General features: G+C 52.2%; 16 protein-coding genes. 5 read left to right on the top strand and 11 right to left on the bottom strand.

Annotation, left to right across the window (positions count from 1 at the left end; genetic code table 11):
• The first annotated feature begins 166 nt into the window (after positions 1–166).
• Positions 167–3,478, top strand: a complete 3,312-nt coding sequence (locus SH449x_RS19005; protein ID WP_482377653.1) for a WD40/YVTN/BNR-like repeat-containing protein — start codon at positions 167–169, stop codon at positions 3,476–3,478.
• Positions 3,479–3,512: 34 nt separating this feature from the next.
• Here SH449x_RS19005 and SH449x_RS19000 read toward each other — a convergent pair whose 3' ends face one another.
• The 3 genes from SH449x_RS19000 to guaB all read right to left on the bottom strand — a co-directional run bounded on the left by SH449x_RS19000 (position 3,513) and on the right by guaB (position 6,908).
• Entirely contained in the window at positions 3,513–3,695 is a 183-nt protein-coding gene (locus SH449x_RS19000) for a hypothetical protein (protein WP_482377652.1), read from the bottom strand.
• Positions 3,696–3,811: 116 nt separating this feature from the next.
• On the bottom strand, positions 3,812–5,455 hold the full coding sequence (locus SH449x_RS18995; protein ID WP_482377651.1) for a hypothetical protein: 1,644 nt from the start codon (positions 5,453–5,455) through the stop codon (positions 3,812–3,814).
• Positions 5,430–6,908, bottom strand: a complete 1,479-nt coding sequence (guaB, locus tag SH449x_RS18990; RefSeq protein ID WP_482377650.1) for an IMP dehydrogenase — start codon at positions 6,906–6,908, stop codon at positions 5,430–5,432. The genes SH449x_RS18995 and guaB overlap by 26 nt, the downstream gene beginning before the upstream one ends.
• 260 nt (positions 6,909–7,168) lie before the next feature.
• Here guaB and SH449x_RS18985 point away from each other — a divergent pair, with 260 nt between their 5' ends.
• Positions 7,169–7,984 (top strand): sugar phosphate isomerase/epimerase family protein, encoded by an 816-nt coding sequence (locus tag SH449x_RS18985; protein ID WP_482377649.1) that lies wholly within the window; start codon positions 7,169–7,171, stop codon positions 7,982–7,984.
• Between the two features lie 296 nt (positions 7,985–8,280).
• On the opposite strand, the gene rplI is transcribed toward SH449x_RS18985, so the two are convergent.
• The 5 genes from rplI to SH449x_RS18960 form a co-directional block, all read right to left on the bottom strand.
• On the bottom strand, positions 8,281–8,793 hold the full coding sequence (gene rplI, locus SH449x_RS18980; protein WP_482377648.1) for a 50S ribosomal protein L9: 513 nt from the start codon (positions 8,791–8,793) through the stop codon (positions 8,281–8,283).
• Positions 8,794–8,844: 51 nt separating this feature from the next.
• Positions 8,845–9,303: a single-stranded DNA-binding protein gene (locus SH449x_RS18975; protein ID WP_482377647.1), complete on the bottom strand. Its 459-nt coding sequence runs from the start codon at positions 9,301–9,303 to the stop codon at positions 8,845–8,847.
• A 66-nt stretch (positions 9,304–9,369) separates the two neighbouring features.
• Positions 9,370–9,789: a 30S ribosomal protein S6 gene (rpsF, locus tag SH449x_RS18970; RefSeq protein ID WP_482377646.1), complete on the bottom strand. Its 420-nt coding sequence runs from the start codon at positions 9,787–9,789 to the stop codon at positions 9,370–9,372.
• A 45-nt stretch (positions 9,790–9,834) separates the two neighbouring features.
• The gene (gene pth, locus SH449x_RS18965) at positions 9,835–10,536 is read right to left on the bottom strand and encodes an aminoacyl-tRNA hydrolase (protein ID WP_482377645.1); all 702 of its coding nucleotides are present in this window, start codon (positions 10,534–10,536) and stop codon (positions 9,835–9,837) included.
• Between the two features lie 19 nt (positions 10,537–10,555).
• Positions 10,556–11,104 carry a 50S ribosomal protein L25 gene (locus SH449x_RS18960; protein WP_482377644.1) on the bottom strand — a complete coding sequence of 183 codons (549 nt, stop codon included), beginning with the start codon at positions 11,102–11,104 and terminating at the stop codon, positions 10,556–10,558.
• Between the two features lie 185 nt (positions 11,105–11,289).
• Here SH449x_RS18960 and SH449x_RS18955 point away from each other — a divergent pair, with 185 nt between their 5' ends.
• Both SH449x_RS18955 and SH449x_RS18950 read left to right on the top strand, forming a co-directional pair.
• Positions 11,290–11,625, top strand: coding sequence for a co-chaperone GroES (locus SH449x_RS18955; protein WP_482377643.1), 336 nt, complete (start codon positions 11,290–11,292; stop codon positions 11,623–11,625).
• Positions 11,626–11,680: 55 nt separating this feature from the next.
• Positions 11,681–12,865: a DUF1570 domain-containing protein gene (locus tag SH449x_RS18950; RefSeq protein ID WP_482377642.1), complete on the top strand. Its 1,185-nt coding sequence runs from the start codon at positions 11,681–11,683 to the stop codon at positions 12,863–12,865.
• A gap of 28 nt (positions 12,866–12,893) precedes the next feature.
• Here SH449x_RS18950 and SH449x_RS18945 read toward each other — a convergent pair whose 3' ends face one another.
• The 3 genes from SH449x_RS18945 to SH449x_RS18935 form a co-directional block, all read right to left on the bottom strand.
• The gene (locus SH449x_RS18945; RefSeq protein ID WP_482377641.1) at positions 12,894–14,210 is read right to left on the bottom strand and encodes a DUF5690 family protein; all 1,317 of its coding nucleotides are present in this window, start codon (positions 14,208–14,210) and stop codon (positions 12,894–12,896) included.
• A 5-nt stretch (positions 14,211–14,215) separates the two neighbouring features.
• Positions 14,216–14,773, bottom strand: a complete 558-nt coding sequence (locus SH449x_RS18940; protein ID WP_482377640.1) for an HD domain-containing protein — start codon at positions 14,771–14,773, stop codon at positions 14,216–14,218.
• A gap of 200 nt (positions 14,774–14,973) precedes the next feature.
• Positions 14,974–15,231 (bottom strand): indolepyruvate ferredoxin oxidoreductase subunit alpha, encoded by a 258-nt coding sequence (locus tag SH449x_RS18935; protein WP_482381840.1) that lies wholly within the window; start codon positions 15,229–15,231, stop codon positions 14,974–14,976.
• A 65-nt stretch (positions 15,232–15,296) separates the two neighbouring features.
• On the opposite strand from SH449x_RS18935, the gene SH449x_RS18930 reads away from it, so the two are divergent.
• Positions 15,297–16,781, top strand: a complete 1,485-nt coding sequence (locus SH449x_RS18930) for a protein kinase domain-containing protein (protein WP_482377639.1) — start codon at positions 15,297–15,299, stop codon at positions 16,779–16,781.
• The last annotated feature ends 9 nt before the right edge of the window (positions 16,782–16,790 follow it).

The raw sequence follows: 16,790 nt of genomic DNA, 5'->3' as shown, positions 1-16,790 counted from the left end.
AGGGGAGGGCCCTCCTGTTTTCCTCGGTTATTGCCTACCAAGGACTGGATATCGAACTAGAGTATAAGCTGCGTTGGATGTGCCAAATCCAGGTTTTCTGGGCCTCTTCGTTTGGCAATCTCGCTCGTCATTTCCCCCACCTTTAATCTCCAAGTACGTGCAAAGCATGCGAAATAAACGTTGGATGTACCTCGCCCTGTCGGCACTTTGTTTTTCGTCGACCCAGGGACTGTTGCCGTTAGGTCATTTTTCCACCTCGGCCATCGCTCAAGATTCGGACCAACCTAAAGACGAGACGCCAGGCATCAATTCCGGGGTAGTCTCTCCACTTCGATTCCGAGGTATTGGTCCCGCTTTCATGTCGGGAAGAATCTCGGACCTCGTTGTTGATCCGACCGACTCGTCGACTTGGTACGTCGCTGCCGCATCGGGTGGAGTGTGGAAAACGGAAAATGCGGGAGTAACCTTTCGTCCTGTTTTCGACGGATACGGATCGTACTCCATCGGATGTCTAGCCATCGCACCGAGCAACCGACATACGATCTGGGTCGGCTCGGGAGAGAACAACTCACAACGAAGTGTTGGCTACGGCGACGGGGTTTATAAATCCACCGATGGCGGCCAAAGCTTCACTAACGTAGGCCTCGAGAATAGTGAACACATTGGCAAGATCATCATCCACCCATCAGATGAACAAACTGTGTTTGTCGCCGCCCAAGGCCCGTTGTGGAAAGACGGTGGAGATCGTGGCCTCTATAAGACCACCAATGGCGGTAAGACTTGGACCAAGGTGCTCGATATCAGCCCGATGACCGGAATCAATGAGGTCCATATGGATCCGACCAATCCGGATATCCTTTATGCTTCTTCCTATCAGCGTCGTCGACATCAGTGGGTTCTCATCGACGGCGGCCCCGAATCGACCATTTATAAATCTACGGATGGTGGTGCGACTTGGCGCAAGATCAACCGAGGCCTTCCCGGTGGAGACATGGGCAAGATCGGTATGGCAATCTCCCCTGTGAATCCAGAAGTCATCTACGCAGTCGTTGAAGCCCTCGGTGAAGGAGGTGGGTTCTACCGCAGCACCAATCGGGGCGAAACCTGGACCAGGATGAGCGGCTATGTGTCCGACAGCCCTCAGTACTACAATGAGATCGTGTGCTGCCCTCATAATGTGGACCGTGTGTACTCCCTCGATACCTACATGACGGTAACCGAGGACGGCGGTCGAACATTTGCTCCGCTGGGTGAAGCGGACAAGCACGTTGATAACCATGCCATGTACATCGATCCCAAGGATCCCAAGCACCTTATCATTGGTTGCGATGGCGGTCTCTATGAGACTTGGGATCGAGGACAGACCTACGACTATAAAGCAAACCTACCCCTCACACAGTTTTATAAGATCGCCGTATCCGACGACAAGCCGTTCTACTTTGTCTACGGAGGTACTCAGGACAACGCAACTCAAGGTGGTCCGTCTCGCACCAACAACAACCACGGCATTCGAAACAGTGATTGGTTTGTGACGGTTTTCGGAGATGGTTTCGGTCCGGCGATCGATCCAGAAGATCCTGATACGATCTATTCGCAGTGGCAGTATGGAGGGCTCGTTCGGTTCAATCGCAAAACTGGTGAAGCGGTCGATATCAAGCCACAAGAATCCAAAGAAGGTCCAGCTTTGCGTTGGAATTGGGATTCCCCACTACTGATCTCGCCACACAACTCTAAGAAGATCTACTACGGTTCACAAATTCTCTTTCAAAGTGATGATCGAGGGGACAACTGGAAACCGATCAGTGGTGATCTGTCTCGCCAAATTGACCGCAATCAACTCAAAGTCATGGGCAAGGTTTGGGGTGTCGACACGATTGCCAAGAATGCATCGACTTCGCTTTACGGCAGCATTGTTGCTGTCGATGAATCGCCCCGAGTACCGGGACTGATCTATGCAGGTACCGACGACGGCCTGTTTCAGGTCACCGAGGATGGCGGTGAGACTTGGCGGAAAATCGACAAGTTCGGTTCACTGGATGTTCCTGAGTTTGGCTACATCGCGGACATCGAGGCCGATTTGCACGATGACAACACGGTTTATGTAGCGGTCCAGAACTTCAAGCGAGGGGACTTCAAACCTTATCTTCTCAAGTCAACGGACCGTGGCCAGAACTGGAGTCTTATTACGAGCAATCTGCCTCAACGAGGCAGCGTCTACTGCTTGAAGCAAGACCACGTGAACCCAAAGCTTCTTTTCTGCGGAACAGAATTCGGGTGCTTTGCCACAGTTGATGGCGGTGAAAAATGGTTTGCTTTGCGTTCTGGTTTGCCCACGATCGCGATTCGCGATATGCAGATCCAACGACGTGAAAACGACTTGGTCCTCGGTTCATTTGGGCGAGGGTTCTTTATCCTCGATGATTACTCCCCATTGCGTGATCTCAAGCCAGAACTTCTGGAGACGAATCATGTCTTCCCAGTCAAAAAGGGAGAGATGTACCAAATCGTGAGTGAGATGGGTGTTAGCGGAAAGGGCTTTCAAGGATCGAATTTTTACACGGCCCCCAACCCCGACTACGGCGTTACTTTTACGTTCCACTTCAAGGAAGAGCTTCGATCTCAGAAATCACAGCGGGAAAGAAAAGATCGCGAACTAAAGACTGCTGGACGCGATGTGCCTTATCCAAACTGGGAGGCACTCAAGGCAGAGGATCGAGAAGAAGCCCCAACACGCTGGCTGACGATTCGGGACATGGACGGCAATGTCGTTCGCAAGATCCCTGCTACAACAGCGAAAGGAATGACGCGTGTCAATTGGGATTTTCGGCATGCAGGTTCTGGTGGCGGAGGACGCCGCCGAGGTGGCGGATCGGCAGGTCCGATTGCGGTCCCAGGTAAATACACCGTCGAAGTATCGCAGATGGTAGAGGGAGTCATTACGGAAATTGTCCCCAAGGCGGAGTTTGAAATCGAGCCGATCACCTTTGGCGACACTTCCGAAATCAATCGGCAAGCCATTCTGGATTTCGCCAAGCAAGCTTATCGATTGGCGAATGCAGTAAATGCTGCGAACCAACTGACGAGCGAAGCTTCGGATCGGTTAGCCGCAATGCAGGCCCTAACGGCGACTGCTGCAGAGGTCGATCCCGCTCTTTGGAGCGAGATTCGAGCGTTGCAAATTCGATTGCTTGATATTCAAGAAAAGTTCTCAGGCGATCCAACTCGAACCAGACGCAACGAAGATGCGATGCCAGGCTTGCAGCGCCGCCTGTCCACCGCCATCATGGGGGCAATGGGAAGCACCGAGGGGCCGACCGGTACCCATCGTCGACAGTATGAGATTGCTTCCGAAGAGTTTGAAGAGGTGCTTGTCGATCTGCAAAAACTGCTCGATGAGGACATGCCTGCGATCTCTAAGAAGTTTGACGAGCTGGGAGCTCCATGGACCCCGGGCCGTCCCATCCCTGCATGGAAGTAGCTAGAATACGGGTATGGTAGGCTGATCTGATCGGTCAGTAGCTGATCTGGTCGGTCAGATTGAATCCGCCGTCTGTCAAACCGCGTGGGTGAACTCCCACCCGGCGCAGAGCTTTGCGGCTTAAGCCATGTTCGATTAGCTCCTGTTTTAGGATTTTCATCATCAATCCCGCTTGGCTTGTCCAGCGGATCGTTGGGCTTCTCGCTAAAGAAGCCATCTCCCGCCCCGTTTCAGAATCCCGCCGACTTGATCGGCGGATCGTTAGGTTTCCGGTTAGCGAGCCAGGAGCATTTTCAAAGCCCTAGGCGCGTGCCGTGCCACCGCTCGTGCGTATTAAGGCAGTATCGCCGAGGCACCCGTGATGGCACCGGCTTGGAACAGGGCACCTCGCAAACTGATAGGAACCGGCCCGACTGTCCACGGTGCACACTCTCCAGGTCGATAGTAACCGACAGGGTACTGGCACTCATTCATCGGGTGGATACCCATCTTGTAAGGTAGTATTGCGACGTTCTTCACGAAGTTTGCTGTCGAGATTACGGGCTGAACAACAGGCCCCCACTCGTGCCCATATCGCTCCAATTGTGGCTCCTCAAAGTACAACGGCTTGTGACACGAACCCGACGCCTTAAACGTCATGGTCGTTGGTACAAACTGTCGGGGCTCGAGCGTTCCGTCGTTCAGAGCACATACGACCGGGAGTCCCCAGACATCTGCTACGTAAGCCAAATCGACATTGCTCAGTCGGTTGAACAAATAGGCGAGTTGGTCCCCATCTGCAGTTTCAATGACAACTTGTCCTCGAACATAGTCGACGAGCTTACCAAACGCGATCAATTCCCCATCGTTCCCATACCACTCTCGCATGGGAGCTGTCCTTGCGAACTCATCTTTCGAGTTGGTACCGCGGTTGCCTCGATACCCCTCTACGAACTTTGGCGAGGAATCCACGTTGATGGTCCGAATATCGGCTGCTTCAATCGACTTTTGCAAAGTGTCGCAGTCGACGCTGACGCGTTGTGCCCGGGGAGGACGATTCGTCATCTGTGTCCCTGGATCGATTGCCCAATCATCTCGTCCGAGCGAATCGGAAGGTGAACGATCATCACCACGCATTGGATTGCTTGGCGGAAGAACCAGGGATGGTGGCATCGATTCTGACGAAGGGTCGCCCTGCCTTGGCAAGCCGAATGTTGGAGACGGCAAACTCGATGGTGGTGAATCGTCTTGGTAAGATGCTGGCTGGACCTGTTTCCATTCCCTGCGAGTCGAGTTGTTAGAGGAGACAGCTCGAACTATATCTGCCGATTTCGTTTGACTTGGCCAATTCTTCATGCGAGGAGGCTCGGCCATCGGGGCGTCTTGGACAGCCAGATCAGTCAAGCTGTTAGGTGCTGCTGAACGAGCAGTCCGTTGCACCGAAGCCATCTCTCCCGTGCTCGTGGAATTTGGAGTCGGTCCGTTCGACCACCCGGTGGAAGGCATCAGAGTCATTTCGGCTTGGGCTGCAGCGGACTCGCGTCTTACGACTTTAGTTCGCGTTACCTGTGGCGTTTGCTGCTCGATATCTTGATTGGAGTGTCCGTCGCGAGCATCGATCCCGGCTGAAGATTGATGAATCTCAGCACCAAAGGAGTCGGAGTAGTTCGCAGAGCGGGCAGCGGAAGAACCGTCCGCTTTGCCCCAACGCAGTGCGGTAGCGGGTTCGGTCTGAGCTCCGGATCTGAGACTGTTCTTGGGGACTTCTGGCAACTCACGAATTGAGCTTTGGTGTTCAGGTGCGGATGCTGGTCTAACGTAGGGTTGAGGCGACCAGGCAGGTGCTTGCTGAGCAAAGAGTGGTGTCGAGGCGATCGATAGCCCTAGAGCTATCGAGGAAGCGAATGCATTTCTCGCGGTGGACCACCGGGAGCCCCAGACACCTGTTGCGTCCACATTGGCTATTCTAGCTCTAGTGGTCTCCTGAGCTCGAGACATCGGAGCTGTAGTTTGGTGCTTCCTGCGTAATGGCGATGTCATGTGGGTGATTCTCTCGTACCGTTGCGGCCGAAACCTGTATGAAACGTGCATCCCTGCGAAGCTCGGCAATCGTTTGAGTACCACAGTACCCCATTCCTGCTCGTAGCCCGCCAACCAGTTGATAAACAAAATCGGCCAGTGGACCCTTGAACGGCACCCGCCCCTCGACTCCTTCAGGAACCAGTTTGGACAACTGCTCCTGACTGCCTTGGCGGTATCGCTCGCTCGATCCTTTGACCATTGCTCCTAGAGATCCCATCCCTCGATAGGCTTTGAACGTCCTACCTTGGTAAAGAATGGTTCTTCCAGGGCTTTCTGCCAAGCCTGCGAAAAGGCTTCCAATCATCACGCACGAGGCCCCTGCGGCTATCGCTTTGGTGATGTCCCCGCTGTAGCGGATTCCTCCGTCAGCGATGGTTGGGACTCCTGCTGCTTCGCATGCTTTTGTTGCTTGGTAAATGGCGGTGATTTGCGGAACACCAACACCAGATATCACGCGTGTTGTACATATGGATCCTGGGCCGATCCCTACCTTTACGGCATCTGCTCCTGCATCGACTAAGTCCTTGGCTCCCTGGTACGTTGCCACGTTCCCAGCGATAACTTCGATCGTCCACTGTCGCTTTAGCCGTTTAACGGTCTCGATCACGTTGGAGGAGTGACCATGAGCACTGTCGACGATTAGGACGTCAACGCCTCGCTGGATTAATTGCTCGGCTCGCTCAAAATCGAACACCCCAATCGCAGCACCGACTCGAATTCTCCCTAGCTCGTCTTTGCAAGCATTTGGGTAACTCTTGATCATGTCGATGTCTTTGATCGTGATCATTCCCGTTAGTTTGTATTCATCGTCAACCAGTAAAAGTTTCTCCACCTTTTTATCCGTTAAAATTCGCTCAGCTTCCGCAAGCGTTACATTCCCCTGCGCCGTAACCAAATTCTCTTTGGTCATGACATCGGAAATGGGAAGCTCGGAAGACTCGAGAAACTTTAAGTCGCGTCGGGTAAGAATCCCGACCAATCTTCCTGATTTCTCTACAATCGGAACGCCTGAAACGTTCTGTTTCCTCATCAGTTCCTGGGCTTGAGAAACGCTATCACTCGGGAGTAGGGTCACCGGATCGAGAATGATACCATTTGCAGATCGCTTTACTTTGGTGACCTCCTCAGCCTGGGCGTCAATCGACATATTCTTGTGAATAACCCCTAGACCGCCCACCTTCCCTAAAGCGATCGCCATCTCGCTTTCGGTAACGGTGTCCATCGGGGAAGAGAGAAGGGGGCATTGCAGGCGGATCCGCTTTGTCAGTTGCGTACTGACGTCAACCGTCGAGGGGAGCACCTCCGAATACCGCGGTTCCAAGAGAACGTCATCGAATGTGATACCTTTGTACGCCAACTTGTCGTCCATCGTGTTTCCTCGCTCTTGGAAATTGCCTGAGGGTGGGAAACCGTTAGATTATTGCAGTCAAAGTCCCTTTTGATAAGGGGCAGCGCGACTTCTCAAGTTCGCTATCTTTTCTTCCGTTTAATTCGAAAAGCCGGCCGTTAACTAGACCAGCAGCTGGACCGGTAACTAAATGGATGATCCTGCTTTACTTTCTGCTGAACCCGTGCATACTTGTCAGCCCGCTGCCCATCCTTTTCCTGGTGTTCGAGAGTAGACCGCTTATGACCGCACACTGGACATCTCGACTTTCTGTCGCTGAAGTCTCGACCTTTCGCTGGAGTTTCGAGGAAGACGTCTTCCGCTATCGATCTCATGGGTTCAAGGCAATGGGTGTCTGGCGGATGAAGCTAGCTGATTACGGAGAAGCCAAAGCGGCCGAATTTCTTAAGGAACAAGGTATCCAGGTTTCTTCGTTGAATTGGGCAGGCGGATTTACGGGCAATGACGGTCGATCGTTTCGTGATGCGATGCATGATGCACTTGACGCGATTGAATGCGCCGCGATGCTCAATGCGGATTCGCTCGTGATTCTTTCGGGAGGGCGATCTGGGCACACGAGGAACCACGCCAAGCGACTGCTCATGCAAGCTCTCAAGGAGCTTTCCGAAGCTGCTAGGGCTGTTGGCGTGCAATTGGCGGTCGAACCGATGCATATCGGATGTGCTCAGGATTTTACGTTTTTAACCTCTATCCCAGATACTCTGGATATTGTCGCCAAGCTCGGTCAAACCAACTTGGGAATCGTTTTTGATTCTTATCATCTGGCGCACGATGAGGGCGTCTTGAATTGGCTTCCTGCACTTGCCCCCATGATCAAACTGGTTCAGCTCGGTGATGCCAAAAGCATCCCGATGGGGGAACAAAACCGATGCATGTTCGGCGAAGGAACTTTACCTGTTTCGACCGTGGTGCAAACTATGGAATCGTGCGGCTACGAAGGGTACTACGAGGTGGAGCTAGTTGGCGAGGATGTCGAGCACTACGGCTACGACCGACTTCTTAAAGAATCCTTTGAGCGATTGCAAAGCATACCGTAGCGCGGCGAAAGAATGAATCGTCGGCTGCTTCATGCATGGACACGTACGTAATAGGAGCGTAAGGGCCCAAGCCGTGCGGTGACGGGCAATGCGAAGCGAGCCCGGGAGTCGCCTTCCGGCGACGATAGATAAAAAGGCAGGGGGGAGGCGATTACCTGATGAGTTGCAAGGCGGCGAATTTGCCAGAGCCCTACCGGAGGGCTTGCACACGTTCCGCTACTATTGGCTTCGCCACGAATAACATCAGTACGCGAAGCCTCTTATTTTATCAAGTAGTTTTCCATTTGCCGCTCGAACTAAGCAGCAGCTGGCACAACCCAAACCTTGACTTCGGCTGCGATGTCCTGGTGCAGTTGTACTTTGACGGTATACAGCCCGAGTTCCTTCAGCACGCCCTGGAGCTTGATTTGCTCGCTGGTGACATTGAATCCGTTGGCCTTTAAAGCAGCGACGATTTCTGTAGCGCCAACGCTACCATACAAATGCCCTTCTTCGTTGGCATTCGCTTCAATGTTGAGGGACTGCTTTGCTAATTCTACAGCAAGGTCCTTCAAACCAGCCAATCGCTTTTGCTCGATTTCGGCCAGCTTTGCCTTATGCTTCTCCACCATTCTTTTATGGTGTTCCGTCGAAATGATCGCCAACCCTTGAGGGAGAAGGTAGTTGTTTGCATAGCCAGGCTTAACTTCTACAACTTCGCCAGACTTGCCTAGATACTCGACATTTTGGATAAGCATCAACTGAATCCCGCCATTTGGTCCCTTTGGGAGCCTCGGAAACGTCGGTACTCGCATTTTTCGTGCTGGCATTTTGGATCGTACTGGTGGTCAAAAAGTTAAAGTGACTGGACAATGGTAGGACTAAAAGGGCATGTCGTCAGCGACAAATTGATCGTCGCCAACTTCGGACACATGCATGCTTATCTGCGGATCTGATTCGGTGAAGCGTTGCTGGGCTGTTGGTGGTTTCTGGGTCGGGCCTTTCCCTTCCCCCTTGGCACCAATCAATTGCATCCGATCGACAATCACGTAGAGCTTGCTACGCTTTTGCCCATCCTTTTCCCAACGATCCTGCTTCATTCGGCCCTCGATGAAAATCGGAGAGCCTTTGCTGAGGTATTCGGAAACCACCTCAGCGGTTCTTCCGAAGAAAGTGACATCGATGAAACTCGTCTCATCGATCCACTCCCCAGCGGCGTTCTTTCTTCTTTCGTTGACCGCGACCGCGTTTTCGCAAATCGCCATCCTGCTGTTGGTGTAACGGAGTTCGATATCTCGAACAAGGTTACCAAGGAGGATAACTCGGTTGTAACTAGCCATGCTGACTCCTCATTCCGCGACTTGCGTTAGCAAGTGCTTATCGGGACGCTAGCGAGCAGGAGTATCTTACTCTTCCTCGACTTCGATTTCTTCATCGTCGACATCCGAGCCGACACCGACTGCCTGTAGTTTCTTTGCGTCGACGGGAACGACAACTTTTTCCTGTGCGTGGGCAACCAACGCTTCGATCAATCGTGGGTCCACCTTGACAAACAAAAACCGCAACAAGCTTTCCGTCAACTGACAAGCTCGATTCAGTTCCTTTAGCTTTAGTGTATCCAAACGGATGTAGGCAAGCCAATAGGTACCCTTTTGGTGCCCCTTGATCGGGTACGCAAGCCTCTGCTCCGCCCACAAGCGGCTAACCAAGATCTCGCCACCGAGATCGGTTACTAGAGACTGAACAGTCGCAGCGACGCCACCCGGATCCCGAGCATAATGATTGCTGTCGAACAAAAAGAAACATTCGTAATTTCCGGTAGCCAACTTTCAAACTCCTGCGCTTTTTCGTCTCGCCGTGAATGATTTCAATTAGGGTTGTTTCAAATCTGAAGACCGCTCTTGAGAACCTTTCGATTCGCCTTCGGCCTTCGGTATTTTCTTTTGCTTTGTGGTTGGATCGGCATTGAAGTCGCTCATCGCTAGCTCAATCCCAACCGTCAACCATCTTCGGACTGCCTGAACGGCGCGCTCAAGACTAATCTTAACCGATTCCGTTTCCGCTGTCGAAAATTTGCTGAGGACATAGTCAGCCGTATCCCAATGTGGTGGCGTCGGGTCGATCCCGATCCTCAGCCTGGGAATGTCCTGCGTTCCAGCACAGCGTAGGATGTCTTCCAGTCCTTTCTGGCCGCCGCTCGAACCCGATTTCCGAATCCTAATTTTACCCAATGGTAAACTCAGGTCATCGCAAATCACCAAAACGTTTTTCGGCTCGATACGGTAGAATCTCATGAACTGGCTAACGCACCGCCCACTTTGATTCATGTAAGTCAGGGGCCAAACGAGCCGAACATCCCGTCCGTCAATCTGGCACTTGACAAATTGTCCCTCAAATTTGCTTTGAATTCCCGCCCCGCCTCCACCGTGGGCCGATAAGCCCGAAGTGTGGTTGAGCAACAGATTCAAGCACTCAAATCCAATGTTGTGTCTGGTCCAATTGTACTTGGAGCCGGGGTTCCCGAGGCCTACCACCATGTAAATGTCGGCAGAAGACTTATCGAAGATTCCCATAAATTCTCATCGGTTACGATTAACCGCCAGCTACTGCCACAACCTGAGCAATAACCACCGAATCAACCGTCACAGGCGTTGCGCCCTCGGGCAAGACCAACTCGTTCATGTGAACCGCATCCCCAATTTGGAGCTGGCTGATATCACATACCAAAAATTCAGGAATTTTCGAGGCTGGACACCGGATCGTAACCTGGTGAGTCACAAATCGCAATTGTCCCGCTGCTGTCAAAGCTCCCGGAGCCTCACCTGCCAACTGCACTGGCAACGTCACATCCACTGCCTCGGACTGTGAAACTCGCGTGAAGTCCACATGGATGATGTAGTCCCCCATGCTGCTCCACTGAACTGCCTTGAGCAGAGCAGAGTCGCTAACCGCACCGGTCAAATTTACCAACTTTGTGCCGTGCTTGATCAGCTTGTTAATGGTGTCCAACGATACCGTCAGGCAAACGTTTTCTTCGCCGTGACCATACAAAATCGCAGGAATATTGCCACTTTCACGAATTTTGATCATCGCCCGCGTGCCACGCGCTTCGCGATTCGCTACTTCGATTGTTTCGATCATTGCCTAAAATGTTTCTAAATCAGTTTTCTGGGAATCGAATCGACCTTGTGCCATCCGACGTACCCCTGTTTTCAGCCTTTTACAAGACTTTCCGTTTTTGGGAAGCCCAGGAGTATGACGAAAACTAAGATTGATGCAAGGCCAAAAGTACTTGTCGATTTCGAGCACTCCCTTATGCTGTCGTCATGGCAAAAAAACAAATAGAATTGGATGTTATTGAACCCATCGGGGCCCGTGTTCTTGTTAGAAAGGACGAGCCTAAACGCGAAACCAAGGGAGGAATCGCATTGCCCGATGCTGCTGAAATTCCTACTATTACCGGCAGAATCGTCACCATAAGCCGACAGGTTGAACACGACGAAGATGTGCCGCTAAAACAGTACGATAAGGTTTTGTTTCACCCAAAAAGTGCGATTCCTGTCGACTTTGAGGCGGACAACCAGTTGTACGTAGTTCCAGTCGACGACATCGTCGCCGTCTTCCGGCGGGGGATTCCGCCAACCGGCTCCAAAGACGATTAGCCTTCAACCGCAACCCATCACACGGGCTTGTGTTTATGCACCATTAGGAGCTTTTATGCTGAATCACTGTCGTACAAGCTCCTGGAGATTAGTATCGATCGTTTTTGTGTTGCTTTGCGGGCTGTTCGCGTCCACCGATGCCCCAGCCCAAATTGAGGCAGAGGGATCGGAGTCTACCTCGCCCCAAGTGGTCCGTATCACCTACCAAACCTCTACTGGCGTACGCCAGACAACCGGGGAGCTTGTCGCAGAACGACCCGACTTGGGACATCTGATTCTGGACGGTGACGGGACTCTGGTGGTTGTGAGTCCAGATCAATTGCAGTCGATTGAGGTGCAAACCGGGCCGCTCGCTATCACCCCGGCCAAAGAACTGGGAGAGAAAATTCTCGCTGAGATGCCGTCCGGCAGTAGTTTTTTCGTGACCGAGCATTATGTCGTTTGTTACAACACCACGGAAACCTACGCGCGGTGGAACGCAAAGCTCTACGAAACGCGATTGGCAGGATTCCTGAAATTTTGGCAATCGAAAGGGCTAAAGCTTCAAAAGCCTCGTTTTCCCCTAGTCGCTCTAATCTTCGCGACGAAGCAGGATTATGTTGCCTATGCTAAGCAAGATTTTGAAGGCTCTGAGGGAACGTTTGGGTACTACCATCAAACAAAAAATCGACTCGCTTCTTATGACCTAACTGGTATCGAAGGTGTTTTGCCTCCGGGCGTGAAGGTCAATCGCGAAGCCTTGCTTAACACGATCTTGGCTCGCCCAGAGGCGGAGCGGACGGTCTCCACGGTTATTCATGAGGCGTCCCATCAAATGGCCTTCAACTGTGGCTTGCAAACTAGGCTCGGCGACAATCCTCTTTGGCTTAGCGAAGGGATCGCTACTTTTTTCGAAACTCCCAATGGCATTGGAAAGCTCAACACCTTTAATTACAGCAACCTGATCCAAATTCTTCCGAGTCGTACTCCGGACTCCCTCGCTGTTTTGCTCACCGACGACGGTCGACTCCGCAGTGCCGAGACGACTACCATGGGCTATGCCGAAGCATGGGGGCTGTTCCACTTTTTGGTCAATTCGAACCCAAAAGGAATGGTGAAGTACTTGGGGATCATTCGCCAACTACCCGTCGGTTCTCCATCGAGCTCCAAAGAAAGGCTGGCTCTGTTTCAAGCTTGCTTCGGAGAAGATCTGGAGAAACTCGAGCGGGACTTTATCAAACACATTCGTAAAATTCGCTGAACGCCGACTTTTTCGGGACGCACACGACTTAATTAGCCTGCTCGAGTCGATCCGAACGCAACACGGAAAAATGGACGAGTGCCACCAGAGTCGCTAAGCATCCGAACATCAGCCCATACCAGCAGTAGCCTCGAAAACTTGAGTAAAACTGGGCGTCGGCGCTGAGGTCCCCCAGCAGCACATCCTTCGGAAGAAAAAGAATCACGACGTAGCCCATATAGCCAATGGAATCGACGACGTACATCAAGTAGCCGATGTTTCCTCGATCCCGGGTCAGTGCAATCAATCTCTCAAAGACCGTTGTGTGGACTGCCAAGTATGGTAGGTACAATCCCGCTCCAATCACCACCATGAACTGAACGGGCGATAACCAATCGCTGGCAACCAACGCGACTGCGAGCAATGTAAACCCGAGCAAGGAGATAGCGAGGGATGCTTGAAGCGCCAACCGATTGCTTCGGAGGAATGCGGTACCACCAGAGATAGCCAGCACGAAAACAGCGACTTGAGTATCGATCCACGCGTAGTCCGAGGCCTTAATCGTTGCCCCCATACCGCTTAGGATCTGTGGTGCAAAGTCGTCTCGAAGACTGCGAAGGATCGTGGTCACGAGATAAAACACTGCGACCCCCATCATGCCAACACCGTAACGTTGGAGCATTCGCCATCTATCTGAGCTGTTCATGGGACGCCGTTCGCTTCGCAACTGCTCATCTAATTCCGTGGGGGGAGGGATTTGGGCTAGCATCCAAACCGATACACCAATCGGAACGAGAAAGAAGCTCGCGGCCATAAAGGGCATCCAACGTTCTGCACTCGCCAATGAAAACGAGAGCGATTCTGTCAGAACGTTTAACGTCCATTGCCCGATCGTTTTCGAGTAGCCTCCTGCAATGATAAAGCTACCGCAAAGTCCGGCGACGAGCGCTTCAGTCAACCGCCTCCCCTCGAGAAATCCCAAGACAAGCCCAAACACCATCCCCAGCGGCAAACCGTTAAAAAAAATCGCCACGATATGCCAGGGGGCTGGTAATACTGCAAAGAGAAGCAGCGCAAGATGCGAAACCAGTATGAGCGAGAAGAGTGCGCTCGCGCGGCGCGAAGCGGGCATTTGGGAGATGACCCGAATGCCAATCAATTTTGAGCAAAAGTAGCCTATGATCTGCGAGGCCACGATCACCGACTTGCCGTCCCAAGCCGTTTCCGCATCCACAGCAAACGAAGCTGCTGTGAATGGCTTGCGAAACATATACATGAAAAAGTAAGTCGAAAACGCGGCGGCCAATGCCCAGACATTGAGAAACAAAGGGCTGTCCGCTAGTCCTTGGCGAATGAGTCGCAGCATGCTGATTAAGTCACTTGGAGCGAGGATTCTAGTAGGTATTCAAAGGATTCAATCTCGGGCATCTGCATATCAGCACGCTTCGCCTCGTCATCCCATCTCCTCAATCGTACGGCATCTTCGAAGAATGCTTCGCTCTCAAACTGCTTTCGTTCTTCGGGGCTCATTATGCCGCCTTGATCGTGAAAGCTTTTGAGCGAGGTGGGAGATAAACTGTCCGCGTAGCTAGGGTCGACGGTGCACAAGTACCTTTTGGCGTCAACATGCAATCGCACGGGATCGGCAACTGCTGCACCGAAGTGTTCCTTGAGCCAACCGTACGCACGCCTCTCGTGTTGATCGTCATAGTTTTCTTCTTCTGAAGCAGGCAGCGGCATATCTCCGAGGATGTGCCCGATGTCATGCAGCAGCGCCGCCACGATCAATTTTGACGGTGCATCATTTTGTTCTGCAAGCAATGCCGCTTGGATCGCATGCTCCAACTGCGTAACCGCTTCTGATCCATAGCTCTCGGAGCCTCTTTCGCGAAAGACGTGGATGATTCGTTGTACAACCGGAGATTTCATGCTTGAGAATCCTACTTCAATCTAAATCTTAACGTGATACCCACGGACGTTTGTTCATCACGTTTTACTCGAAAGTACCTCAGAAAGTAGCGAAGATATGTGAGCTTATCGTTAAAAAAATGCGTTGCAAATGGTTCTGCCTCAAGCTTGCGGTAGCGTCAGTTGACCGATATAAAACTACGTGTTTTCTATCGAGCGGACTATTTCGGTTTTGCCGGGGGGCATTCTTGGGACCGCTTGGCATTTAGCTCGATAAAGTGAAGCCAAGGAGACGGCACGTTCTCATGATAGAAAATGGCTTGCACCGGACATTCGTAAATGCAGGCTTCGCAATCTATGCATTCTTCGGGGTGGATGTAAACCATGTCAGCATCCTCGTAAAAACAATCGCAGGGACAAACGGGCAAGCAACCTCTATCTTTGCAACCTTGGCATGGTTCTGTAACGACCATCGTCATCATGGAGCTCCTTATGCTAAAATCGGGAAAACGAGCTGGGCGTACAAGGAGATGCGAATCTGAGCGTGAAACCGGACAGCAAATCGAAAAATAATTCGGATTCGATTCTGGCCAATCGATCCAGCCAGGAACTGGTCGAGCTCTGGCATCGCGGCTCGCACGAAGCAGCACGAGTCCTCCTAGCACGTTACCAGGTCCGTCTCGTTGCGTTGGTTGCAGCTAGACTCAGTAAAAAGTTTCGCGACTCCATCGATCCCGAAGATGTCGTTCAGTCAGCCATGGGGAGCTTCTTCCGTGTTACAGGAGCAGGAGCTAAACCGTCCATCAAGTTAGAAAGCACAGCATCCGCATGGAATCTTCTGGCGACCTTTACCAGAAGAAAACTAGCCAGGAATTTGGAACGCGAATCGGCCTTAAAGCGAGGTGGTAGACAGACGCGGCTATCGCTCGAGCAGGTAATGCCCGATTTGCTATCAGAACCTACAACGGCTGCTGCAGATGAGATTCTGGAAGGAGTCCAAGAGTTGCTCAACGCAGAACAATCGCAGTTGCTCGAACAGCTACTGGAAAATAGAACACAACGAGAGATCGCCGATCTACTGGGAGTCGACGAACGAACCATTCGCAGGCGTATCGCTGCCATAAAAGAAATTCTTGCAGGCCGTGCCTTTTCGAGCGAACACTTATACATTCCGCACATTCCGTCCAGCGATGCTCGCGGGAGTATCAGTCTCCCCAACATAAGTTACCGACAATTCGTTTTGGGAAAGCTGATTGGTAGTGGTGCCCTAGGAAAGGTCTATCTGGCTCGCATGCAAGCAGATGGGCAGGTCGTTGCGGTCAAGTTTATGCACAGGCACTTGTGGTCGAGTCGGGAGAGTGGAGACTCGTTTTTACGAGAGATCGATCAAGCGTCCAAGGTCAACCACCCTTCAGTGATCAAGTATCACGGATGGGGGCAATCGCCGCACGGTGGTCCGTATCTCGTCAGTGACTATGTTGATGGTCAGCCCTTGGCTAAGCTCAGGCCGAATGATGCTTCGTTATGCGTAGGTTGGCTTGTGCAAATTTGCGAAGCGATATCGGCGACACATATCGCCGGGGTTATTCACGGCGATCTGACTCCGAATAACATCTTGGTGGATACGGCGGGGAGAGTCGTGTTGATCGATTTCGGGTTCGCAAGGCATGCGACTCAACGCAACCAGGAGGCTGCCGAAACGGATTCGATTGCCGCGTTGGGAGGGACGCTTGGATTCGCCGCCCCTGAGCAAATCTCGCCGGCCTATGGTGAGGTTGGCATTGCGACCGACATTTATGCGATCGGAGGTTTGGCGTTTTATCTCCTGACTGGCCGCGCCCCACACGATGGAGCAGGTATTTGGGAAACGCTGGCGGATTCGGATGTTGTCATTCCTGACACCCATTGCACAGCAGATCAGCACAAACTTCAGCATAAGCTGGCAAGCGTCGCTAGGCTTGCACTCAAGAAAGCAGTTCAATCCAGGCCAGGGTCTGTTTCCGAGTTGTTGGCACTGCTACGGGAGTGAGGGGACAAC

Source organism: Brakhagea baltica (genome assembly GCF_052161605.1).
GTDB lineage: Bacteria > Planctomycetota > Planctomycetia > Pirellulales > Pirellulaceae > JBKCUI01.
This window is presented reverse-complemented; position numbering and strand designations above follow the sequence as displayed.